This window comes from Sphingomonas trueperi (assembly GCF_040545665.1).
Classification (GTDB): Bacteria; Pseudomonadota; Alphaproteobacteria; order Sphingomonadales; family Sphingomonadaceae; genus Sphingomonas; species Sphingomonas trueperi_B.
The window spans coordinates 1-22,979 of record NZ_JBEPMH010000003.1 but is presented as its reverse complement, the minus strand read 5'-3'; the positions used below and the strand labels follow the sequence as shown (position 1 = coordinate 22,979).

Below are 22,979 nucleotides of genomic sequence, written 5' to 3'. Positions count from 1 at the left end.
GAACCGAATATGAAAATGGCGCGTCAGCTGTGCGGCAGCAGGTGTAACAAACCTGCCAAATCCTGTGCCTAGGGCGCCCCCCGAAGACATACCACCTACCTCGGGGAAAGCATTCATGCTCGATCGTTCCACCTTCCGTCTCGCGCTGCTGGCCGGCGCCACCGCGATGGCGCTCGCCGCCGTCCCGGCCATGGCGCAGACCGCCGACGCGCCGGCTGCCGACACGGCGCAGCCCGAGGGGCTTGCCGACATCGTCGTCACCGCGACCAAGCGCGAGACCAACCTGCAGAAGACGCCGATCTCGATCAGCGTGCTCAGCACCGAGGCCCTGCAGGACCGTCACGTCCAGAGCCTGTTCAACCTCGCCGACGGCACCGTGCCGTCGCTGCGCGTCGCCACCTTCGAGGCGCGCCAGTCGGCGCTGACGATCGGCATCCGCGGCATCGTCCCCTACGACCAGAACCAGACCGCGCGCGACGGCGGCGTCGGCGTGTACATCGACGGCGTCGCGCTGGGTAAGACCCAGGGCCTCAACGCCGCGCTGTTCGACATCGAGCGCATCGAAGTGCTGAAGGGCCCGCAGGGCACGCTGTTCGGCCGCAACACCGAAGGCGGCGCGCTGTCGCTCGTCACCCGCGCGCCCACCGGCGAGTTCGGCGGCCGCGTCAACGGCGGCGTCGGCAATTACGGCAGCCGCAGCGTCGACGCGCATCTCGACCTGCCGGCCTTCCACGACGTCGCGCTGAAGTTCGACGGCGTCTACCAGCACCAGGATCCGACCGTCGACAACCCGCTTACTGGCTCGACCGGCTGGAACTATTATGACCGCAAGGGCGGCCGCGTCGCCGCGCGCTGGAAGCCAATCAGCAACTTCACCGCCGACTTCGCCTATGATTATGCGAAGGACGAGAACACCCCGCAGTACAGCCAGCTCGTCAGCTACAACCCGAACGGCTACACGGTCGGCGCATTCAACGGCGCCAATCTGGTCCTGCCGGGCACCAACACTGCCTGCGGCGGCACCATTGCGGCCGGCAGCACGAAGCCGGTCTGCATCGCACCCAAGGCACCGATCGTCGGCGTCCACCCGGATCGCCAGCGCGTCGCCGATGTCGGCGTGCCGCAGCAGCCGAGCGTCGACATCACGCACGGCGTCTCGTCGAACCTGAAGTACACCGCCGCACCGTGGCTCGAGCTGCGCTCGATCACCGCATGGCGCGGCGTCAGCACCGACCAGTGGGACAATTCGGGCGGACCGGAGCGCAGCTCGTTCGCGCCGTTCGTGCCCAACACGGCGAACCCGGCCGCGATCAACACCACCGGCACCTTCAGCCGCTACAGCCTGTCGTTCCTGCGCCAGCACCAGTTCAGCCAGGAATTCCAGGCGGTCGGCAGCGTGCCGCAGTTCGACTATGTCGTCGGCGCCTACTACTTCACCGAGCACGCCACGGAATATGCCGCGACGCCGCTCACCAACCAGTGGAACACGGACGGCACCGCCTACACGATCCGCAGCCCGATCCCGGGCAATTCCAACGCGATCACCGGCGCGAACTCGGGCTATCAGCAGTTCGATCCGTCGTGCAACAACACGCTGGCGACGACGGTGCCGCAGTTCGCCAACAGCTGCCAGTTCATCACCCGCGCTAGCCAGGCGACCGACCACAACTACTCGCTGTTCGGCAACCTGACCTTTACGCCGGACGCGCTGGGCGATGTGGTGCACGTCACCCTCGGCGGCCGCTGGACCAAGGACAAGCGCCACGGCACGCTCTACGTCGTCAACAACCGCGCCGATCTGGTGACGGCGGGCACGGTGTCGCCGTTCGGCTTCAGCAACAGCGTCAGCCGCTTCGATCCGATGATCAACGTCGCGGTCGACGCGACGCAGGACATCCATCTCTACGCCAAGTACGCGACCGGCTTCCGCGCCGGCGGCGCGAACGACCGTTCGCTCCAGTTCAACGCCTTCGGTCCGGAATCGGTCAAGTCGTATGAAGTCGGCGCCAAGATGGACTTCTGGAACCACAAGGCACGCCTGAACCTGGCGGGCTACATCATGGACCGCTCGAACACCCAGTTCGACTTCGACTATTTCGACACCAACGGTCAGAGCCCGACCAACGGCAGCCATATCGAGCAGACCACCAATGCCGGCGACAGCAAGATCCGCGGCATCGAGGCGGATCTGACCGTGGCACCGGTGCAGGGCCTGACGCTCAACGCCTCCTACGCCTATACCTACTGGCGTGCCCCGTCGGCGGTGAACCCGCTGACCCCGGGTGCCCCGGCGCAGCAGCTGTACATCGTCTACACGCCGAAGCATGCGGCGTCGGGCTCGATCGACTATGCCCTGCCGATCGGCGGCGGCGACGCGACCCTGCGCTTCCACCTGGACGGCAATTATTCAAGCAGCCAGTACAGCTTCCAGCTCGAGCCGACCAAGACCGATGCCGCCTTTATCATGAACGGCCGCATCGCGATCGCGGACATTGCGGTGTCGGATCACAACAAGGTCACCTTCGCTGTCTGGTCGCGCAACCTGCTCGACCACACCTATATCTACCGTCGCTCGTCGGCCAACTCGTCGCCGGTGCTCAACTATGGCGCGAACGGCCAGCTGGTCTCGACCAGCTACGGCGGCATCCTCGGCGACTATGCCAACTTCAACCCCCCGCGCACCTGGGGCGTCGAAGCCAGCGTGAAGTTCTGATGTCACGGTCCCGCCGCTCCGGCGGCGGGACGATCAGCCAGTGCGGCCCGGGCGGGAAACCTCGTCCGGGCCGTTCTGCGTCTGGCGCAGTCCCAACGCGGAGAGGGCGCGGAAGGTGATCGACCAGCGCGGTTCCGCCATCGGCGCGATGCCGTGCTCCCAGGCGTGGCGCACCTCGCCGGAGAGCAGGTAGATCGAGCGCGGCGCCAGGAACTGCTCGGCGCGGTCGAAGGCGCGCGGGCCGGTCCTGCGGCGCAGGCGCAGCGTGGCGGGGGCGCCGAGCGAGATGCCCACCACTTCCTCGAACACCGGCCGATCACGATGCCAGCCAATCCCGGCGCCCACGGGATAGTGAATCAGCAGCGCCTGGACGAGCGCGCCCGGGGCCAGGCCCGCAAATGCCTCGGCCCGGTCGCGCAGCGGCACCAGCCAGTCCGGGAACGGCTCGGCGCGGGCGAAGCCGCCGTCCTCGAAGTCGTAGCGCCAGCCATAGCTGGTAGTGCGGCGATTGCCGGTCCAACCCTGGAAGCGGAAGGGTTCGAGCCCTGCCGAGTCGATCGCGGCGATCACGGCGGATTCCTCGATGTCGTTCAGGAAGTTCGCTTGCGTCCGTAGACCGGAAGGCCCCGGAACATCGAACAAATCCGCCTGGCTTGCCGTCATGCTGGTTCAACCTTCGAAGCGCTGGTACGCTCCCAATCGCTACCGTCGCGCGAGACACATGCCAGCAAACATGCGTATATATGATGTGTCATATTGATCCAGGTTTATGAATTTCTTGGATTTTTTGCCGCGTGACGGCTTGCTTGGCATAGGATACACGCATAGCCATGGTCGCCGTGAAGAACGATATGATCGAGGTAATCGACCACGCGTCGCAGTTTTTGAAGGCGCTGTCCGGTCGCAGCCGCCTGCTGCTTCTCTGCCATCTGGTGGATGGCGAGAAATCGGTAGGGGAGCTGGCCAGGCTGACGGGCGCACGCGACACGGCGGTCTCCCAGCAACTCGCCCTGCTGCGCCGCGAGGGCATGGTCTCGGCCCGACGCGCCGGCCAGATGATCTTCTACTCGCTGGCCAGTCCCGAGGCGCGCCGCATGCTCGAGGCGCTGAACGACCTGTTCTGCGCCAATGACAGCGTCAACGGCATCCTGCTCAAGCCCGAGGTCGCCGAGGACGCCTGAGCCGAGCCGGCGGACAAGGCCCGCCGGACCCGTTCAGCGGCGGGGCCGCTCGATCGCGGCGCGCGCAGCGGGCACGATCCACTCCATCGCACGGTTCGCCCGCATCCGGTGCCAGCCGAACAGGTCGCCGACCGGGCGCCGCGCCTGATCGCGGGCGACGTCCGCTGTCGCATCCGAGGCATCGCCGGTGCGGGCGCTCACCCGGGCGATGCGGTCGCGGTCGGGTGCCTCCAGCCAGATGCCGGTGAACGGCACCCGCGCCTGCAGCGCCAGCGCCTCGGCAACCTCGCGCTCGCTGCGGTTGAGGAACACCGCGTCGAGGATCACCGTCGAGCCGCAGGCGAGGTGGTCGTCGGCAGATTCGAACAGCGCCTCATAGGTCTCGGCATCGTTGCGGCGGGTATAGTGCGACGGCGGCAACCGCGTTTCGGGCGGCAGCCCGGCGAGCCGCTTGCGGAACACGTCCGACCGCAGCACCCGCGCGCCGGGGCGGCGGCCATAGAGCCCGCCGAGCAGGCGCGAGAGGCTCGACTTGCCGGTGCCGGAAAGTCCGCCGATCACGATCAGCTGCGGCGCGGAGGGCTCGAGGAAACGGTCGGCGGTTTCGGGATCGGTGGTCTGGAGCGACAGCATCAGCGGCAACAGTGCCCAGCCGGTGGCGCCCTGCGGCGACAGGTCGAGATAGCGATTGGCGAGGATGTTGGCGTCGGTCCCGCGCCCCTCGGCCAGCAGCGCCGCCAGCGGCCCGGCGAGATCGAACAGGATGTCGGCCGGTGCGCCGTCGTCGATCAGGCGCACACGGCCGGCGCGTGCGCGCCGCTCGATGTCGCCGCCGAGCAGGGCGAGCGCGCTGCGCTGGGCGCTGGTGCGGGCGCGCTCCATCAGCATCTGGCGGAAGGCGGCGCCGGCGGGGGTCACGGTCGCGCGGCCATGGGCCCGCACGGCCGCTTCGGCGAGGCTGTGGAGCGCCGCGACGTCGATCGTGCTGGGGAGCGGGAGGTCTCCGCCCGGTCCTTGCCGTTTCGCGGCCGCTGCGGCCATTGCCCTGCTCCCTCATTCCGACGGCGACTCAGCCGATGCGGACCATCCTATACGCGCAAAATCTGAACGGGAGCGTACCGAGGTTAGCGCCGCGTGGCGGTTTTCATCAATTTCGTCGCAACCATCGTGTGGAGCGGCGTGCGCTGGAATTCGCGATCGTACGGCGCCACGCGCGGCGTGCTGCCGTCCTTGCGCGGCTTGAAGCCGTTGAGCCAGCTGTACTTGTCGCACATCCCCCAGAACAGCATGTCGCGCAGCTGGGGATAGCCGAACATCAGGTCGAGATAGACGCCGGCATAGTCGGCCACCTGGCGGTCGCGCACGGCGATGTCGGTTGGCAGATGCTGGTCGGCCACGTCGAACTCGGTGATCAGCAGCGCATAGCCCATGCCGGTGACCGCATCGAGGAAGGCACGCCAGGGCTTTTCCTGCCGCGCCGCCAGCACGCCGGCCGGGGCGTCGCTGATCGGCTCGATATGCGACTGCACGCCCAGCGCATCCACCGGCACGCCGCGCTTGCGGAAACCTTCGAGCAGGCGGAGCACGCCGTCGCGGTGCGCTTCGTTGCCGGGCTCCCAGCTCATATAGTCGTTGTACACCAGCTGGGCGTGGGGTGCCGCGGCGCGGGCGGTGTGGAAGGCATGGTCGAGCATCGGCACGGTGCCGCCGAAGGCGCGTGACAGGCTGGTCTCGCGCAGGGCGCCGGTCTTCTCGTCGACCGTCTCGTTGACCACGTCATAGCTGTGGATGCGGCCGGCATAGCGGTGGCAGACCGTGTCGATATGGGCGGTGAGCAGCCGCTCGGCCTCGCGCCGCGGCGTTGCGCCGAAGTCGTAGTCGTTCAGCCAGCGCGGGAAATACTGGCTCTTGTGCCAGAGCAGGGTGTGGCCGCGCATCGCCATGCGGTGCGCCTCGGCCCAATCGAGCATCGCGTCGAAATGGGTGAAGTCGAACTTGTCCGGGGTGGGGCGGACGGCCTGCCACTTGAGCTGGTTCTCGGGCACGAGCAGCCCGCAATCGCGCTGGAGCAGCGCGGCGTAGCGCGGATTGGCGAAGGAGCCGGCATCGGCCCCCGGCGGGCTCCAGGCGAAAGCGGAGCCGATCCGCATGTTCTTCTGGCCCGCCATGGTATTGAGCCCGGGCAGCTGCGAGGTCGCGCGGGCGGCCAGCGGCAGCGTGGCGGTGGCGGCGGCACCGGCGAGCAGCGCGCGGCGGTCGATGGGAAATCCGTTGGCCATGAAACCCTCTCCTGATCGCGCCTTGGGGCGTCGTGTGCTTGGTAGCGGTACCATCTCCGGCCTGCTACACGCTAGTCAACAAACGCGAACGATCGCGGCAGAGAGAGGGCGCAATGCGGGCGGCATATCAGGCGATTTTGTGGATTTTGGCGGCGTTCGCCTTTGCGAATCAGGCGCATGCGGAAACCGGCTACGACCTGTGGCTGCGCTACCAGCCGCTCGATGCGGGCACCGTGCAGCGGGTGGCGCCGAAGCTCCGCTACGTGGTGGCGGACGGCAGCCGCCCGACCGTGCGCGCGGCGCTCGACGAGCTCGATCGCGGCCTCGCCGGCCTGATCGGTTCGGCGCCGGCGCATGCCAGCGCGGTGCAGGGCGAGGGCGGGGTGGTGCTTGCAACCGCCGGCTCGCCGCTGCTCGCGGGGATGAAGCTGCCGCTCGCCGCGCTCGGCCGCGAGGGCTTTCTGCTCCGCACCGCGACGATCGGCGGCGCCAAGGTGACGCTGATCGCGGCGAACAGCGACACCGGGCTGCTCTATGGCAGCTTCCGCCTGCTCAAGCTGCTCCAACTGCGTGAACCGATCGACGCGCTCGACGTGCAGGATGCGCCCAAGCTGCAACTGCGCGCGCTCGACCATTGGGACAATCTCGATCGGTACGTGGAGCGCGGCTATGCCGGCCAGTCGCTGTGGGACTGGCAGAAGCTGCCCGGCTACAAGGATCCGCGCTACACCGACTATGCGCGCGCCAATGCCTCGATCGGCATCAACGCGGTGGTGCCGAACAATGTCAACGCCAATGCTGACATCCTCACCGCGCCCTACCTGCAGAAGGTGAAGGCGCTGGCCGAGGTGTTCCGCCCCTATGGCATCCGCATCTATCTGACCGCGCGCTTCTCCGCCCCGATCGAAATCGGCGGCCTCAAGACGGCGGACCCGCTGGATCCGGCGGTTCGCGCCTGGTGGAAGGCCAAGGCGGACGAGATCTACGCGGTGATCCCCGATTTCGGCGGCTTCCTGGTCAAGGCCAATTCGGAAGGGCAGCCCGGTCCGTCGGACTATAAGCGCAGCCATGCCGACGGCGCCAACATGCTCGCCGATGCGCTCGCCCCCCATGGCGGCGTGGTGATGTGGCGCGCCTTCGTCTATTCCGAGCATAACGACGCCGATCGCCACAAACAGGCGAACGACGAGTTCGTGCCGCTCGACGGCAAGTTCCGCGACAACGTCCTCCTCCAGGTGAAGAACGGCGCGATCGACTTCCAGCCGCGCGAGCCCTTCCACCCGCTGTTCGGCGCGATGCCCAAGACGCCGCTGATGCTCGAGGTGCAGATCACCAAGGAGTATCTCGGTTTCGCCACGCACCTCGCCTATCTGGGGACGATGTGGGAGGAGGTGCTGGAAAGCGACACCTTCCGTCCGCGCGCCGGCAGCACCGTCGCCAAGGTGCTGGAGACGCCGGTGGCGCCCAAGGCGCTCACCGGCATGGCGGGGGTCGCCAATATCGGCACCGACGTGAACTGGAGCGGATCGCAGTTCGACCAGGCCAATTGGTACGCCTATGGCCGGCTCGCCTGGGACCCCGACGCCAAGGCCGCGGACATCGCGCGCGACTGGGCGCGGCTGACCTGGAGCCCCGACCCGGCGGTGGTCGACCCCATCGTCGCGATGATGCTGGAATCGCGCGAGGCGGTGGTGAACTACATGACGCCGCTCGGCCTCGGCCATGTGATGGCGACCGGGCATCATTACGGCCCGGGTCCCTGGGTGTCGAACCTCGCCCGGCCCGAATGGAACCCGGCCTATTATCACCGCGCCGACGCGAACGGCATCGGCTTCGATCGCACGCCCACCGGCACCAACGCGCTCGGCCAGTACGCGCCGCAGGTGGCGAAGCGCTGGGGCGATCTGAAGACGGTGCCGGACAGCCTGCTGCTCTGGTTCCACCACGTCCCCTGGGACTATCGGATGCGCTCGGGCGAAACCCTGTGGGACAGCCTGATCGCGCATTACGACACCGGCATCGCCACGGTGGAGGACATGCAGGGCCGCTGGGCCGGGCTGGAGGGCAAGGTCGACGCCCGCCGCTGGGCCGAGGTCCGCGACTTCCTCGCCATCCAGCGGCAGGAGGCGCAGTGGTGGCGCGACGCCTCGATCGCCTATTGGCAATCGCTGTCGAAGCGCCCGCTGCCGGCGGGGCATGCCGCGCCGCCGCAGCCGCTCAGCTATTACGAAGCGATCCGCACACCGCATGCGCCGGGTAACGGCAAGTGAGGCAGGGGCGGGCGAATAGCGGAGGCTTCGCCCGCTGACGCTGCGTTACAAAGGAAACCACTAAGAAACGGAAATGTCATCGCCACAGACGAAGACCGCCTTCGGCGCGCGCGGAAGGAGTTTTCCATGTTCTTTTTAGGGTATCACGGCACAAGCGAAACGCACGCCAGAAGCATCCTCGCCGACGGCGTGCTTGCGGAAAAGCTCTCCCCCAACGGGCAGATCGGCAAGGGCTTTTACATCGCCAAGATGAACAAGAGTCTGCCGGAATGGGCGGCCACCATCGCGACGCACGAGGGTCGTCGTGCTCGGGCCCGGGAGTGGTATTCCAAGTCCTTCTTCGAGCGGGTGCTGTTGTATCTCACGGGAGAAAATTGCCTGCCTTTTGCTCCCGGCGCACAGCGCACCATCCTCAAGGTGTATGCGACGAGACCCCTGACCTCGCTGCGATGGTCGATCATGCAGAAGACGTCGCTGGAGGTCATTCGCGCAACGGGTGGACTTTCCGCGGATCTGGTGAACATGAAGTTGCCGGAATGGCTCCAGATGGTCATCCCCGTCGACCAGGTGCAGTATCTGGTCTGCAAGCGAGATGACGGGCTGAGCGAGCCCTCCGTTGCCTGGCTGCCTCGCGAGAGCCCCTTCTAAACCTCCAGACGGCAAGCACCGGGAGACCGGCCCGGTTCAGGACGACGGGCGGAGACCCTAGCCTCCGCCCCGCGCGATTCACCGCACCGTCAGCGTCGCGCTCTTCAGCGTCGCCGAGTTCGGGCCCGACGAAATGGTGAAGGTCCCCGGCTCCACCACATGGCGCATCTGGCTGTTCCACAGCGCCAGATCGTCCGGGGTCAGCGTGAAGCGCACCGTCTTCTTCTCGCCCGGCTTGAGCGTGACCCGCTCGAAGCGCTTGAGTTCGATCACCGGCCGCGTCACCGAGGCCTCGTCGTCATGGACGTAGAGCTGGACCACCTCGTCGCCGGCGACCTTGCCGGTGTTGGTCACGTCCACCTCTACCGTCGCCTTGTCGGCGATGCCGATCGTCGACGTGCCCAGCCGCGGTGCCGCGATGTCGAAGCTCGTGTAGCTCAGCCCATAGCCGAAGGGGTAGAGCGGGCTGGTGTCGCCGAACAGATAGCCGCGGCGCGCACTCGGCTTCTTGTTGTAGTAGATCGGCAGCTGGCCGACGTTGCGTGCCACCGACACCGGCAGCTTGCCGCCCGGATTATACCGCCCGAACACCACGTCGGCGAGCGCGTTGCCGGTCTGCTCGCCGAGATACCAGCCCTCGATCAGCGCCGGGGCCTTCTCCGCCAGATAGTTGACCGCATAGGGGCGGCCGTTGAGGAGGATCACCACGACCGGCTTACCGAGTGCGATCAGTTCCTTCGCCAGCTGGTCCTGCGGCCCCGGCAGGTCGAGCGTCTCGCTGTCGCCGAGATGGTTGTCGGCCCAGGCCTCGCGGCTCACCGCCTCGTTGCCGCCGAGCACCAGCACGACGACATCGGCATTCTTCGCCGTCTCCAGCGCCTGGGCGCGGAGCTGGTCGTTCACTGCAGCGGGCACTTCCTTCACTTCGTCCTTCGACCATTCGCGATGGTCGGTGATGCGGATGCCCTCGGCATAGTCGACTGCGAACTTGCCCTTGCCCTCGGCCTGCATGCCTTCGAGCACGCTGACGACATGGTTGGGCAGGTCCGAATAGCCGCCGATCGGGGTGTCCTTGGCGTGGGTGCCGATCACCGCCATCCGCTTGATGCCCTTGGCGTCGAGCGGCAGCAGGCCCTGACTGTTCTTCAGTAGCACGATCGATTCCCGCGCTGCCTGGCGGGATAGCGCAATCGCCTCGGGCGTGTTGGTGCGCGCCGCCGCCAGCTTCACCTCGGGATAGGGGTTCTCGAACAGCCCGCCCTCGAACTTCATCCGCAGCACGCGGCGCACGGCATTGTCGATCTCGCCCTGGCTGACCCGGCCTTCCTTCACCAGCGCGACGAGATGGGTATAGGCCTCGCCGTCCGGCGTCTCGACGTCCACGCCCGCGTCGAGCGCGCGCTGCGCCGCATCCTTGGGGTCCTTGAACATGTGGTGGCGGGTGATCAGCTCGCGGATCGCGAAATAGTCGCTGACCACGGCGCCTTGGAAGCCCCATTCGCCGCGCAGCACGTCGGTGAGCAGCCATTTGTTGGCGTGGCTGGGGATGCCGTCGATCTCGTTATAGCTGGCCATCACCGACATGACGGGGAGCGTCTTCACCGCCTGTTCGAAGGGCGGGAAGAAATCCTCGCGCAGCGTCCGCTCGCCGAGCGAGGCGGGGCCGACATTGGTGCCGTTCTCGGGCTGGCCATGTCCGGTCATGTGCTTGAGCGTGATGAACACCTTGTCGGACTTGAGCGGCAGCGTGCTGCCCTGGAAGCCACGGATCGCGGCCAGGCCCATTTGCGTTACGAGATACGGGTCCTCGCCATAGGTTTCCTCGATGCGGCCCCAGCGCGGGTCGCGGGCCACGTCGACCACGGGCGCGAGCACCAGGTTGGCGCCGCGCGCGCGGGCCTCCCTGGCGGCCATCGAGAAGATGTTCTCGACCAGCGTGGGGTCGAAGCTGCTGGCGAGCCCGATCGACTGGGGGAAGCTGGTGGCGCCCGGCGCGACCAGGCCGTGCAGCGCTTCCTCGTGCATCAGCATCGGAATGCCGAGCCGGGTCTTCTCCATCGCCCATTTCTGCGCGGCATAGACGTAGCGCGCGGTCTCTTCCGGGCTGCGGTTGACGTCCCCCGCATTGGCGCCCGCGGCCGTGGTCTGCCCGGCGGCGACGCCGCGGCGGTCATAGGGGCGCGAGATCATGCCTAGGCCGTTGGGGAAGCTGGCGCTCGCCTTGACGGGGTCGAACTCGCCCTTGGCGTCCTGGACCAGCCCCTTGTTGAGCCACAGCGCCTGGAGCTGCTGGACCTTCTCCTCCAGCGTCATGCGGGCGAGCAGGTCGTCGATACGCGCGTCGACGGGCTGGCTCGCGTCCTTGTACAGCGGCTTGCCCGCGCGTTCGGTCTGGGCGGCGGCGGGCTGGGCGGCGACGAAGGGGGTCAGAGCGCTCGCGGCAATGGCAAGCGCGGCGACGCGGCGAAATGAGCGCATGTTCCTCTCCCTGAAGGCGGGCGACAATCGTGCGGTCGCCTCTTGCCATGGTGGTAGCGCTATCAGCTATAAGGGGGCGTAACGAACCGGGTCAACCGGGCGCGCACGGGCACGCGAACGATTGCAATCATGATAGCGCGCACTTAAGCGTTCGTGCAGGAGGGGGGATGACCAAACCAAGCCGGCGCAGCCGGGGCAGCATCACCGTACAGGACGTGGCCCGCGAAGCAGGCGTATCCGCCATGACCGTGTCGCGCGTCGTCAACGGCGGCACCAATGTGCGCGAAGCGACTCGGGAAGCCGTGCTCGCGGCGATCGCCAAGCTCAACTATTCGCCGAACAGCGCCGCGCGCAGCCTGGCCGCAGGGGAAGCGACCCAGATCGGGTTGCTCTACTCCAACCCGTCGGCCGCCTATCTCTCGCAGTTCCTGATCGGCGCGCTGGCCGCAGCGCGGCGGGCAGGGTGCCATCTGGTGCTCGAAGCCTGCGAAGGCGAACGCGCCGAGGAGCAGGCCGAGGCGACGCGTGGTTTCGTCCAGACGCACGTTCAGGGCGTGATCCTGCCGCCGCCGCTCTCCGAGGTGACGGCGGTGCGCGACGAGCTCGAAGCGGCGGGCATCCCCTGGGTATCGGTGGCGATGGGCTTGCCGCCCGAGGGCAGCCTCAACGTTCGCATCGACGATTTCGCCGCCGCCTGCGCGATGACCAAGCACCTGATCGACATGGGGCATCGCCATATCGGCTTCATCCGCGGCAACCCCAACCAGACCTCCAGTGCTGAGCGCTACCGGGGCTTCTGCGCGGCGATCGAGGAGGCGGGGCTGGACCTTGCCGCGATGCCGGTCGAGCAGGGCTATTTCACCTTCCGCTCGGGCATCGTCGCCAGCGAAGCGCTGCTCGACCTGCCCGAGCCACCGACCGCGATCTTCGCCAGCAACGACGATATGGCGGCGGCCGCCGTGGGCGTGGCGCACCGCCGGGGGCTGCATGTGCCGCAGGACCTGAGCGTGGTCGGCTTCGACGATACCGCCCTCGCCACCACCATGTGGCCCGAGCTGACCACCGTCCGCCAGCCGATCGCGGCGATGGCAGAGGCGGCGCTGACCATGTTGCTCGACGAGCTGCGCCCCGGCGGCAAGATCGACGCGCCGGAACAAGTGCTTGCACATCAGCTCATCGTGCGCGAATCCTGCGCGCCGCCGCCCAAGCGCTAGGACAACGCTGGCAGAATCTTGCGCATACGCGCCTGCCGGCTTGCTTTTCCTGGTTGCACGGGCCAGCGTTACCGCTAACAAATCGGCCCAACTTCCCGGGCTAGGAGAGGGATCGGATGAATCAGACGGCGGAGCGGGCCAATATCGGCCTGATCGGCGCCATCGTGGCCGTAGCCACGATCGGCGGATTGCTTTTCGGATATGACAGCGGCGCGGTGAACGGCACCCAGCCGGGCCTGCAGGCGGCGTTCGCGCTCGACGAGGCCGGGCTCGGCTTCACCGTCGGCTCGCTGCTGATCGGCTGCGTCGCGGGCGCCTTCTTCGCCGGCACGCTGGCGGACCAGATGGGCCGCCGCAACGTGATGCGGCTGGCGGCGCTCCTCTTCCTGGCCGGCGCGCTCGTCCAGGGCTTCGCGCACGACCATACGATCTTCGTCATCGCCCGGATCGCCGGCGGTATCGCGGTCGGCGCCGCCTCGGTGCTGTCGCCCGCCTATATCTCCGAAGTCGCGCCCGCGAACATTCGCGGCCGGATGACGACGGTGCAGCAGATCATGATCATCTCCGGCCTCACCGCCGCGTTCGTGGTCAACTATTACCTGGCCGGCGCTGCCGGTGCCTCGACCAACAAGTTCTGGGCGGGCCTGGAGGCCTGGCGCTGGATGTACCTGATGCAGGCGCTGCCGGCAGCGGTGTTCCTGGTCGCCTTGTTCTTCATTCCGGAGAGCCCGCGCTTCCTGGTCGCCAAGGGCCGCACCGAGGAAGCCACCAAGGTGCTGACCGACCTGTTCGGCCCGCAGACCGCGCGTGCCAAGCTGGAGGAAATCCGCGCCAGCTTCACCGCCGATCACCGCCCGAGCTTCCGCGACCTGATCGACCCGCGCACCGGCAAGATCCGCTCCATCCTGTGGGCGGGCCTGGTGATCGCGGTGTTCCAGCAGCTCGTCGGCATCAACGTCATCTTCTATTACGGCTCGACGCTGTGGCAGCTGGCCGGCTTCACCGAAGCGGACTCGCTGCTGATCAACATCGTCTCCGGCGCGGTCTCGATCGCCGCCTGCCTCGTCACCATCGGGCTGGTCGACAAGATCGGCCGCAAGCCGCTGCTGCTGATCGGTTCGGCGGGCATGGCGGTGACGCTGTTCGTACTGGTCTATGCCTTCGGCCATGGCTCGCTCGACGCCACCGGCAAGCTGGTCCTCTCGCCCGAGCTCGGCAAGATCGCCGTCGTCGCCGCCAATCTGTACGTGATCTTCTTCAACGTCAGCTGGGGCCCGGTGATGTGGGTGATGCTCGGCGAGATGTTCCCGAACCAGATCCGCGGCTCGGCGCTGGCGGTGTGCGGCTTCGCCCAGTGGTTCGCCAACTATCTGATCGCGCAGAGCTTCCCGGTGATGGCGTCCAAGCTCGGCCTGGCGGCCAGCTACACCTTCTACGCCGTCTGCGCGGCGGTCAGCTTCTTCCTCGTCCTGAAGTTCATCAAGGAAACCAAGGGCAAGGAACTGGAGGCAATGGAAGGGTAAGGCCGAGGCGCGTCGATTGGGATTCGTCCTTTTGTCACCCCGTCATCCCGGCGAAAGCCGGGATCCATTCGCCTCTCCGTCGAGGCAAGAGTGGAAACGGAGGCCGCAATGGACCCCGGCTTTCGCCGGGGTGACGTTTTCGGGGAAGCGCGAGGACCCCGCATCGGCGCGACCAGCTTAGTACCTTCGAGTTTTGGTTTGGGAGAATATCGTGACCCGCACGCCCGTCCGTCCGTTCCGATCGCGCGAATGGTTCGCCGCCCCCGGTCGCGCCGACATGGCCGCGCTCTATCTCGAGCGGTTCATGAACTACGGCATCACGCCCGCGGAGCTGACCTCGGGCAAGCCGATCATCGGCATCGCCCAGTCCGGCAGCGACATCGCGCCGTGCAACCGCATCCATCTGGAGACGGTGAAGCGCGCCCGCGAAGGCATCTTGGCGGCGGGCGGCATCCCGATGGAATTCCCGCTCCACCCGATCTTCGAGAATTGCCGGCGCCCGACCGCCGCGCTCGATCGCAACCTCGCCTATCTCGGGCTGGTCGAGATCCTCAACGGCTACCCGATCGACGCGGTGATCCTGACCACCGGCTGCGACAAGACCACGCCCTCGTCGCTGATGGCTGCTTCCACCGTCGACATCCCGGCGATCGTCCTCTCGGGCGGCCCGATGCTCGACGGCTGGCACGAAGGCGAGCTGGTCGGCTCCGGCACGGTGATCTGGCGCTCGCGCCGCAAGATGGCGGCGGGCGAGATCGACGAGGCCGAGTTCCTCCGCCGCGCGATGGAGAGCGCGCCGTCCTCGGGCCATTGCAACACCATGGGCACCGCCTCGACGATGAACAGCATGGCCGAGGGACTGGGCATGAGCCTGCCCGGCTGCGCGATGATCCCGGCGCCGTATCGCGAGCGCGGGCAGATCGCCTACGAGACCGGCAAGCGCATCGTCGAGATGGCCTATGAGGATCTGCGCCCGTCGAAGATCCTGACCAAGCAGAGCTTCCTCAACGCGATCAAGCTGCTCACCGCGATCGGCGGCTCGACCAACGCCCAGCCGCACCTCAACGCGATGGCCGCGCATGCCGGCATCACCATCACGCCCGAGGACTGGCAGACCGGCTACGACCTGCCGCTGATCGTCAACATGCAGCCGGCGGGCCAGTATCTTTCCGAACGCTTCCACCGCGCCGGCGGCATCCCGGCGGTGCTCAAGCTGCTGGTCGAGGCCGGTATACTCGACGGCAGCGTCGCGACCTGCACCGGTCGCACCATGGCGGAGAACGTTGCCGAGGCCCGCGTGCTGGACGCGGACGTGATCTTCCCGCTTGACAAGCCGCTGATGGAGAAGGCCGGGTTCCTGGTGCTCACCGGCAACCTGTTCGACATGGCGATCATGAAGACCAGCGTGATCTCCGACCAGTTCCGCGCGCGCTATCTGTCGACGCCAGGGCAGGAGGGCGTGTTCGAGGTCCGCGCGGTCGTGTTCGACGGTTCGGACGATTATCACCACCGGATCAACGATCCGGCGCTGGCGATCGACGACAATTGTATCCTGGTGATCCGCGGCGCGGGCGTGCTGGGCTGGCCGGGTTCGGCCGAGGTGGTCAACATGCAGCCGCCGGACGCGCTGCTCCAGAAGGGCATCCAGAGCCTGCCGACGCTGGGCGACGGCCGCCAGTCGGGCACGTCGGACAGCCCGTCGATCCTCAACGCCTCGCCGGAGAGCGCGGCGGGCGGGGGGCTCTCTTGGCTGCGCACCGGCGACGTGATCCGGATCGACCTGAATGCCGGCCGCGTCGACGCGCTGGTCGAGGCGGACGAGATCGCGCGGCGCAAGGGCGAACCCGCCCCCCCGATCCCGCCGAGCAACACGCCGTGGGAAGAGCTGTACCGCGAGAAGTCCGGACAGCTGCATGAAGGCGGCGTGCTGGAGTTCGCGACCAAATATCGTGGGACTGGGCTGAAGGTACCGCGGCACAACCATTGAGGCTGCGTGGGGGTGGGGGCCCCGACTCACCCTCACCCTCCCACTGCCTTCGGCAGCGGGCCCCTCCCTCTCCCGCAGGCGGGAGAGGGGTTCTGGTCCCTCTCCCGCTTGCGGGAGAGGGAAGGAGGCGCGAAGCGCCGGAAGGGTGAGGGTGAGTCATCACCAAGTACCGCCCTCCAATCCATCTCACACTCCAAACCCCCACCTCCGGCCCATTCCGGAGATGGAAAGTGTCACCCGCCAGTGATAGTTAACCATCACCAGACAACAGGGGGATGGACGGGGTGGACGAGACGGCACCGGCGAAGCGGCCGCGCAATGCGGCGAATACGCGGGGCGTGATCCTGGCGGCGGCGAAGACGCTGCTCGCCGAACAGGGCTTTGCCCGCTGGGGCGTGAACGCGATCGCGCGCGCCTCGGGTTATGACAAGCAGCTGATCTATCGCTATTTCGGCGGCATGGACGGCCTCGCCGAGGCGATCGCCGCCGACGTCTCCGCCTGGATGGAAACCGCGCTGGTGCGCCCCGAGAACGTGCCGCCGCCCGCCACCTATGCCGAGATGATGGCGCGAGTCGCGGTGGCGCTGCTCGATGCGCTGCGCAGCGATCCCCTGGCGCAGAAGATCCTGGCCTGGGAGCTCTCCGCCCCCTCCAAGCTCGCCACCGCCTTCACCGAGGCGCGCGGCAAGGCGCTGAGCGCCTGGATCGCCCGCGAGCGCGGCACGCTGCAGCGGCCCGCGGGGATCGACGCGCCGGTGCTCAACGCGCTGCTGATCGCCTCGATCCAGCAACTGGTTCTGTCCGCGGCGCAGAACGGCCGGTTCCTGGGGCTGGACCTCAGCGAGGAAGCCGGCTGGGAGCGCGTGCGCACCGGCATCGCCGGGCTGACCAAGGCGATGTTCCAGTAAGCAGGCCTGCCCGGCGGCGGCTCAGGGCGTCGCCTCGGGCGCGAACCCGTATTTGGCGACGCGCGCCGCCACGCGCGGGGCAATGGACTTCGCGACCGCGATGTCGTGCGTGGCCGCCTCGGCCTGACTCAGGCGCTGCTCGGCCACGCCGCGCAGGTACAGCGACCAGGCACGGCGCGGGCTGATCGCCAGCGCGGCGCTGAAATCCGCGATGGCTCCGGTAAAGTCCCCCTCGCGGAATGCCACCGTTCCGCGGCTGTCGAGGAAGGCGGCGTTGGCGGGCGCGGCGCGGATGGCGGCATCGCAGTCGCTGCGCGCGCGCTTGAGATCGCGATTGGCCAGCGCCAGCGTTCAGCAGCGGCCGTTCTGCGCTTCCGGCCTTGCGGCATCTTCGCGGTGCGACGCCATCCACAGATCATATTGCCCCAGCGCCGAATCGAACGCGTCGACCGAGGTGTAAAGATGGGCGATGCGGAGCCGCTGCATGTCCTCGCGGGGCAGCTGTCCGGCGACCAGATCGAGATCCTCGATCGTGCCCTTGGCGTTGCCGGCGCGCTCGCGCAGCTGCGCGCGGATCAGGCGGGTGCGGGTGTCGCTGCCGTCCAGGACCAGCGACGCATCCAGATCGTCCATCGCGAGGATCGGCCGGTTCTCCGCCAGATAGGCAAGCGCGCGCTGGCGCAGATAGCGCGGCTCCTTCGGCGCAAGCGTCACCGCCTGCGAATAGGCCTCGACCGCCGCGGGCAGGTTGCGCTGCGTCTGGAACATGGCGCCGCGGCGCGCATAGCCTTCGGCATCCAGCTTCTCGGCGGCGTCCGGGGCGCCCTGGGTGGTGAAGCCGCTGGCCGTGTCGATCCGCGCCGTCGCGTCGAACAGCCGCCCGCCGGTATAGGTGAAGTAGATCCGGTGCTGCACGTTGGACACGTAGAGCCGGTGCGAAATGAAATAGTCGGCGCCGAGCAGCATCTCGGTGTCCGCGTCGCCCAGATCGGTGATGCGCACCCGCACATTGTGCAGTTCCTCATTGCCGATCTTGAGCAGCTTGAACGGCGCGATCCAGCCCTGCTGGACATGCTTGCCGATGCCGGTGGACCAGCCGGCCTTCTCCACCCCCGGATCGCCGGGCTTCACGCCCGCGCGTGCGGCGGCGCGCAGCGACACGACCGTCTGCGCCGCGCCGGTATCGAACATCGCCCGGATCTTGGCCCCGTCCAGCTCGACGGTGCCGACCGTGTGGTTGCGCGCTTCCTCCTTCGACTGGATCGGAATCTCGAAGAAGGGCTTGCCTGCGGTCCAATAGGCGAAGGCGGCGTTGCCGCAATTCTTCGGCCGGAACAGCCGGACGGCGCCGCCCGGCAGGTCATATTCGATGTCCGCCAGGCCCAACACGTTCTGGCCGAGCAGGCCGGTCTCGCCGATATCCGATCCGCCGACCAGGAACTCCACATGCGGGATGTCCGCGCTCGCCAGCCCGAAATGCGCGACCGTGGCGATGCCCGCGTCCGCGCGTCCGCCGACGCCGCGCAGATAAAAGCCGGACGGGGCGGCCGTCACCGAAAGCCCCATCGCCTTGGCGACCGGGGCGGAGATCAGGCTGTAGAAGGCGCCGCTATCGAGCAGGAAGGGGGCAGGCTTGCCGTTGATCGTGGTCTCGACGATCGGCTGCAGCCCCTTCATCGTGACGTGCAGCTCGGCGATCTGCCCGACCTGGCAGTTTGCGGCCAGCGCCGGTGCCGCGTGGAGGGATGCCAGCAGCGCGAGTAGCGCCCGTTGCCTGCACCGAAGCCCGATCATCGCCACCCCCTCGTTCCTGCGCGTCCGATCCTAGGACCGGCCCTCACAGGAAACCATGGTAAAGCAGCAGGATGACGCGAGCCTTACGCGCCGCGTGCCTCCCCGGCGGACCGGGGAGGGGACGTTCAGGCGCCGACGCGGATCATCGGCGCGGGCTGGCCCGCCACCGTCACCCGGAAGCTGAACAGGTCGCCCGAGCTCGGGCGGGCGGCCTTGTCGTCGGCGGAGAGGTGCTTGTTGGCAGTGGTGGCGTAGACCGTCTTGAGGTCTGGGCCACCAAAGGCGATCTTGGTGATCGCATCGACCGGGAAGGGCACGGTCTCGACCAGCTCGCCCGCCGGCGAGTAGCGGCGCACGGCCGAGCCCGCATAGAGGCTCACCCACACATAGCCTTCGCTGTCGACGCACGGGCCGTCCGGGAAGCCCTCGCCCTCGGCGATGCGGACGAATTCGCGGGGATTCGCCAGCGTGCCGTCTGCGGCGATGTCGCAGGCATGGATCACCTGGCCGAGCGTATCGACATGGTAGAGCGTCTTGCCGTCGGGCGAGACCGCCGGGCCGTTGGTGATCGAGACCTTGGGGGTCGACGCCACGCAGGTCCCGTCCTCGGCAACGCGGTAGATGGTGCCGGTGGCGTCGCTCTCGCCATCGTCCATCGTGCCGAACCACAGGCGACCTTCGGAATCGACGGTGGCGTCGTTCAGGCGGTTGCCGGGCAGGCCGGGCTCGGGATCGACGAGGGGGGTGAAGCTGCCGTCGGCGGGATCGAACTTGGCGAGGCCGGTCTGCAGCCCCGCGACGAAGCCGCCGCTCGCCGCCGGGAGCGCGAAGCCCACCTGGGCAGGCGCATCCCAGCTCTGCTTTTCGCCGGTGGCGGGATCATAGCGGTGGATCTTGTGGCTCTTGATGTCGACGAACCACAGCGCGGCGTCGCGCTCCACCCAGACAGGGCCTTCGAGAAGCGGGGCGCCAAGCCCCCACACGCTCTCCGGCGCCGATACCACCACCTTGTCGGTCATCTTATCTCCAGCCTGCATCCACGAAGAATTCGTGGCTCGTTATCAGGCGCGCATCGTCGGATGCAAGGAACAGTGCCGCTGCCGCGATATCGTCGGGGACGAGGCGACCGGGCAGGCACTGCGCCTTGACGATCTCGGCCTCGCCCTCGGGCGTGTACCATTTCATCTGGCGCGGCGTCTTGACGTTGCCGGGGACGATGCAGACCGAGCGGATGCCGTCCGGACCCAGCTCGCGCGCGAGGCTGCGGGTGAGGCCCTCGATGGCGGCCTTGGCGGTCTGGTAGAGCGTCAGTTCTTCCAGCGCCAGGTGCCAGGAGATCGAGCCGAGGTTGATGATCACGCCGGCGCGCTTCGCCTTCATCGCCGGGATCACCGCCTGCGCCATGAAGAACTGGTGGCGCAGGTTCACGTTCATGCGGTTGTCCCAGTACTCCGGGGTCACCTGCTCGATCGTGTGGCGGTCGTCATTGGCGGCGTTGTTGAGCAGCACGTCGAAGCCACCTTCGGCATCGATCAGCGCCTGCACCTGCACCTGCGCGCCGCGGATGTCGGTCAGGTCGACCTTGTAGAAGCGCGGTGCGATCGCGGCGTCCGACAGGCTGGCGACCAGCGCTTTCGAATCGTCCTCGGCGATGTCGAAGAAGGTCACGTCCGCGCCCTGGCGGACGAACCCCTCGACCAGTCCGGCACCGATCCCCGAACCACCACCGGTGATCAGGATGCGCTTGCCCTTCAGGCTCGGATAGACGGCACGCTCAGCGGCCGGGATCGGGCCCTGCTGGAGATCGGCTTGCGACATGGACACCCTTATGCGTTGGAGAGAAGGCCGCGGGCGGCGAGGTTGCGCATCAGGTCGCGGATGCCGAACGTCCAGGGCGCAGCGGCCTTGGAGGTGGTCACGCGGTTGACGAGCGTGCCGAGCTTCGGCGTCGAGATGCGGACGACGTCGCCCGGCTTGTGGGTGAAGCCGCGGCCGGGATGGTCGCGATCCTGCACCGGCGCGAACAGCGTGCCGAGGAACAGCGCGAAGCCGTCCGGATACTGATGCTCGCTCAGCGTCTGGCGAACGAGATCGGTGGGATCGCGGCTGATCTCGCTCATCTTGTTGGTGCCCGAGAGGCGATAGCCCTCCGGCCCGTCGATGGTGAGGTCGACCACCGCGCCGCGCACGTCGTCCATGGTGAAGTTGTCGTCGAACAGACGGATGAACGGCCCGATCGCGGTCGAGGCGTTGTTGTCCTTCGCCTTGCCGAGCAGCAGCGCGCTGCGGCCCTCGAAGTCGCGCAGGTTGACGTCGTTGCCGAGCGCCGCGCCCTTGATGGCGCCGTTACGGTCGACGACCAGCACGACTTCCGGCTCGGGGTTGTTCCAGTCGCTGTCCGAGCGGATGCCGATCTCGGCGCCCCAGCCCATCGCCGAGAGCACCGGCGCCTTGGTGAACACTTCCGCGTCCGGCCCGATCGCGACTTCGAGATACTGCGACCACATGCCGGCGTCGATCAGCGCGGCCTTGAGGCTGGCCGCCTCGGGCGTGCCGGGGACGACCGAGCGGATGCCCGAACCGACCTTGGCTTCGAGGTCGCCGCGGATCTCGGCGGCCTTGGCGGAATCGCCGCGGGCGCGTTCCTCGATCACGCGCTCCAGCGCCGAGACCGCGAAGGTGACGCCTGCCGCCTTCACGCATTGCAGGTCGACCGGCGCGAGGATCTGCGGCGCCGAATCGGTGCCGAGCGCCTCGACGCCGCACAGCACCTCGCCGGCGAGCGTGGCGATATCGTCGCGCTCCAGCAGGTCGGCGACGGTGGGCGCGGTGGCCGACACGTCGATCACCTGGCCGTCGCGGAGGATCACGGGGCTGGGACCGGCAGCAGTCTGCACACGACCCACCAGGATGGCCTGCGCATGATCGGCAGGCAGCATATCTCTAAGCGCTTCCAAGGGACCTCTCACCAAACTCGTTTCGAATTGTGATAGCGCTACCATTGGCGTGCGGCCAAGGCAAATGTCAAGAAGGGCATAGCCGGGTTCGCGGCCGTTTCAAATATAAGATAAAATTTCGGCGACGATCGCCTCGGGCGGCCGCATCGCGCCGTCCTCGCTGGCGCGGACCACCTTCCACGGGCCGAGCAGATCGGCCGCCACGATCGCCTCGTAGTTGCCGCGCACGCGCTGCTGGAGCGCGATGTCCGCCTCATATTCGTCGAAGCTGCGGTCCGTGTAGCTGCGCTGCGCCTTTTGCAGGATCAGTTCGCGGGCGAGGTCCCAGGGCGTGTCGAGGTAGATCGACAGGCGCGGGCGGGGCAGGGCGAACTGGCCGGTTTCCAGCGCGAGGATCCAGTCCATCAGCGCGCGGCCTTTGTCGCCGCCCAGCTTGGCGCCCTGATACGCCATGTTCGAGGCGATGTAGCGATCGAGCACGACCACGTCATGGGTCGCCTGCGCCTCGAGCAGCGCGTCGCGCCACTCGAATCGGTCGAGCGCGTAGAGCACGGCGGCGGCATGCGGGGTGACGGGGACGGGGAGCTCGCCGGCGAGCATCTTGCCGATCGTCACCCCGGCGACGGTCTCGCCATAGCGCGGGAAGCCGAGCACGGTGGCGGTGCGGCCCGCGGCCTGCAGCGCCGCGCACAGCCCGCGCGAGGCGGTGTTCTTGCCGACGCCGTCGGCGCCCTCGATCGCGATGAGTTCACCCATGCCCGCGCCATAGCAGCCTGGCGCGGAATGTCACCGGGGGAGAGGAAACCAAGATCCTCCCCCGGAGGGGGAGGGGGACCGCCGCCGCAGGCGGTGGTGGAGGGGTGTCCCTGCTCCAGTGACGGCCTCCGCCGCAGCGTGGACACCCCTCCGCCGCGCTTCGCGCGCCACCTCCCCTTGTCTGATGGGATGGTGGTATGAAGAGGTTGCGGAAGGGAGCCCGTCCCCCCCGAGGGTCTGGAGCCCGATAGGGAGCAAGGGTCCCTTCCGC

General features: G+C 67.7%; 18 protein-coding genes. 8 read left to right on the top strand and 10 right to left on the bottom strand.

From position 1 onward, the window contains the following. Nucleotides 1-115 precede the first annotated feature (115 nt). Nucleotides 116-2,713: a TonB-dependent receptor gene (locus ABIC65_RS10905; protein ID WP_354308649.1), complete on the top strand. Its 2,598-nt coding sequence runs from the start codon at nucleotides 116-118 to the stop codon at nucleotides 2,711-2,713. 33 nt (nucleotides 2,714-2,746) lie between these two features. Here the strand turns inward: ABIC65_RS10905 and ABIC65_RS10900 are convergent, their stop codons facing one another. Then, on the bottom strand, nucleotides 2,747-3,376 hold the full coding sequence (locus ABIC65_RS10900) for an alpha-ketoglutarate-dependent dioxygenase AlkB (RefSeq protein WP_354308647.1): 630 nt from the start codon (nucleotides 3,374-3,376) through the stop codon (nucleotides 2,747-2,749). Nucleotides 3,377-3,543: 167 nt separating this feature from the next. Here ABIC65_RS10900 and ABIC65_RS10895 point away from each other — a divergent pair, with 167 nt between their 5' ends. Continuing rightward, complete coding sequence (locus ABIC65_RS10895; RefSeq protein WP_354308646.1) at nucleotides 3,544-3,894, top strand: ArsR/SmtB family transcription factor; 351 nt, start codon at nucleotides 3,544-3,546, stop codon at nucleotides 3,892-3,894. A gap of 33 nt (nucleotides 3,895-3,927) precedes the next feature. Here ABIC65_RS10895 and ABIC65_RS10890 read toward each other — a convergent pair whose 3' ends face one another. Together ABIC65_RS10890 and ABIC65_RS10885 are read right to left on the bottom strand one after the other, a co-directional pair. Continuing rightward, nucleotides 3,928-4,935, bottom strand: a complete 1,008-nt coding sequence (locus ABIC65_RS10890; protein ID WP_354308644.1) for an AAA family ATPase — start codon at nucleotides 4,933-4,935, stop codon at nucleotides 3,928-3,930. 83 nt (nucleotides 4,936-5,018) lie between these two features. Beyond that, entirely contained in the window at nucleotides 5,019-6,173 is a 1,155-nt protein-coding gene (locus tag ABIC65_RS10885) for an endo-1,4-beta-xylanase (protein WP_354308643.1), read from the bottom strand. A gap of 113 nt (nucleotides 6,174-6,286) precedes the next feature. On the opposite strand from ABIC65_RS10885, the gene ABIC65_RS10880 reads away from it, so the two are divergent. Together ABIC65_RS10880 and ABIC65_RS10875 are read left to right on the top strand one after the other, a co-directional pair. Next, nucleotides 6,287-8,443: an alpha-glucuronidase family glycosyl hydrolase gene (locus ABIC65_RS10880; RefSeq protein ID WP_354308641.1), complete on the top strand. Its 2,157-nt coding sequence runs from the start codon at nucleotides 6,287-6,289 to the stop codon at nucleotides 8,441-8,443. A 126-nt stretch (nucleotides 8,444-8,569) separates the two neighbouring features. Further along, nucleotides 8,570-9,091, top strand: a complete 522-nt coding sequence (locus tag ABIC65_RS10875; RefSeq protein ID WP_354308640.1) for a hypothetical protein — start codon at nucleotides 8,570-8,572, stop codon at nucleotides 9,089-9,091. 78 nt (nucleotides 9,092-9,169) lie between these two features. On the opposite strand, the gene ABIC65_RS10870 is transcribed toward ABIC65_RS10875, so the two are convergent. Then, nucleotides 9,170-11,569, bottom strand: coding sequence for a glycoside hydrolase family 3 N-terminal domain-containing protein (locus ABIC65_RS10870; protein ID WP_354308638.1), 2,400 nt, complete (start codon nucleotides 11,567-11,569; stop codon nucleotides 9,170-9,172). A 167-nt stretch (nucleotides 11,570-11,736) separates the two neighbouring features. Here ABIC65_RS10870 and ABIC65_RS10865 point away from each other — a divergent pair, with 167 nt between their 5' ends. The 4 genes from ABIC65_RS10865 to ABIC65_RS10850 all read left to right on the top strand — a co-directional run bounded on the left by ABIC65_RS10865 (nucleotide 11,737) and on the right by ABIC65_RS10850 (nucleotide 17,201). Next, a complete protein-coding gene (locus ABIC65_RS10865) occupies nucleotides 11,737-12,783 on the top strand; it encodes a LacI family DNA-binding transcriptional regulator (protein WP_354308637.1) in 1,047 nt (348 codons plus the stop codon). A 116-nt stretch (nucleotides 12,784-12,899) separates the two neighbouring features. Further along, nucleotides 12,900-14,306 carry a sugar porter family MFS transporter gene (locus tag ABIC65_RS10860; RefSeq protein WP_354308636.1) on the top strand — a complete coding sequence of 469 codons (1,407 nt, stop codon included), beginning with the start codon at nucleotides 12,900-12,902 and terminating at the stop codon, nucleotides 14,304-14,306. Between the two features lie 208 nt (nucleotides 14,307-14,514). Next, nucleotides 14,515-16,293, top strand: a complete 1,779-nt coding sequence (locus ABIC65_RS10855) for an IlvD/Edd family dehydratase (protein WP_354309377.1) — start codon at nucleotides 14,515-14,517, stop codon at nucleotides 16,291-16,293. Between the two features lie 275 nt (nucleotides 16,294-16,568). After that, nucleotides 16,569-17,201, top strand: coding sequence for a TetR/AcrR family transcriptional regulator (locus ABIC65_RS10850; protein ID WP_354308634.1), 633 nt, complete (start codon nucleotides 16,569-16,571; stop codon nucleotides 17,199-17,201). Nucleotides 17,202-17,222: 21 nt separating this feature from the next. Here the strand turns inward: ABIC65_RS10850 and ABIC65_RS10845 are convergent, their stop codons facing one another. The 6 genes from ABIC65_RS10845 to ABIC65_RS10820 all read right to left on the bottom strand — a co-directional run bounded on the left by ABIC65_RS10845 (nucleotide 17,223) and on the right by ABIC65_RS10820 (nucleotide 22,708). Beyond that, nucleotides 17,223-17,447, bottom strand: coding sequence for a hypothetical protein (locus ABIC65_RS10845; protein ID WP_436286728.1), 225 nt, complete (start codon nucleotides 17,445-17,447; stop codon nucleotides 17,223-17,225). Between the two features lie 105 nt (nucleotides 17,448-17,552). Beyond that, complete coding sequence (locus tag ABIC65_RS10840; protein ID WP_354308633.1) at nucleotides 17,553-18,995, bottom strand: retroviral-like aspartic protease family protein; 1,443 nt, start codon at nucleotides 18,993-18,995, stop codon at nucleotides 17,553-17,555. A gap of 125 nt (nucleotides 18,996-19,120) precedes the next feature. Beyond that, a complete protein-coding gene (locus ABIC65_RS10835) occupies nucleotides 19,121-20,014 on the bottom strand; it encodes an SMP-30/gluconolactonase/LRE family protein (protein WP_354308631.1) in 894 nt (297 codons plus the stop codon). Between the two features lies 1 nt (nucleotide 20,015). After that, nucleotides 20,016-20,813, bottom strand: coding sequence for an SDR family NAD(P)-dependent oxidoreductase (locus ABIC65_RS10830; RefSeq protein WP_354308629.1), 798 nt, complete (start codon nucleotides 20,811-20,813; stop codon nucleotides 20,016-20,018). Nucleotides 20,814-20,821: 8 nt separating this feature from the next. Continuing rightward, the gene (locus tag ABIC65_RS10825) at nucleotides 20,822-21,934 is read right to left on the bottom strand and encodes a fumarylacetoacetate hydrolase family protein (RefSeq protein WP_354308627.1); all 1,113 of its coding nucleotides are present in this window, start codon (nucleotides 21,932-21,934) and stop codon (nucleotides 20,822-20,824) included. Between the two features lie 117 nt (nucleotides 21,935-22,051). Then, on the bottom strand, nucleotides 22,052-22,708 hold the full coding sequence (locus tag ABIC65_RS10820; protein ID WP_354308626.1) for a dTMP kinase: 657 nt from the start codon (nucleotides 22,706-22,708) through the stop codon (nucleotides 22,052-22,054). Between the last annotated feature and the right edge of the window lie 271 nt (nucleotides 22,709-22,979).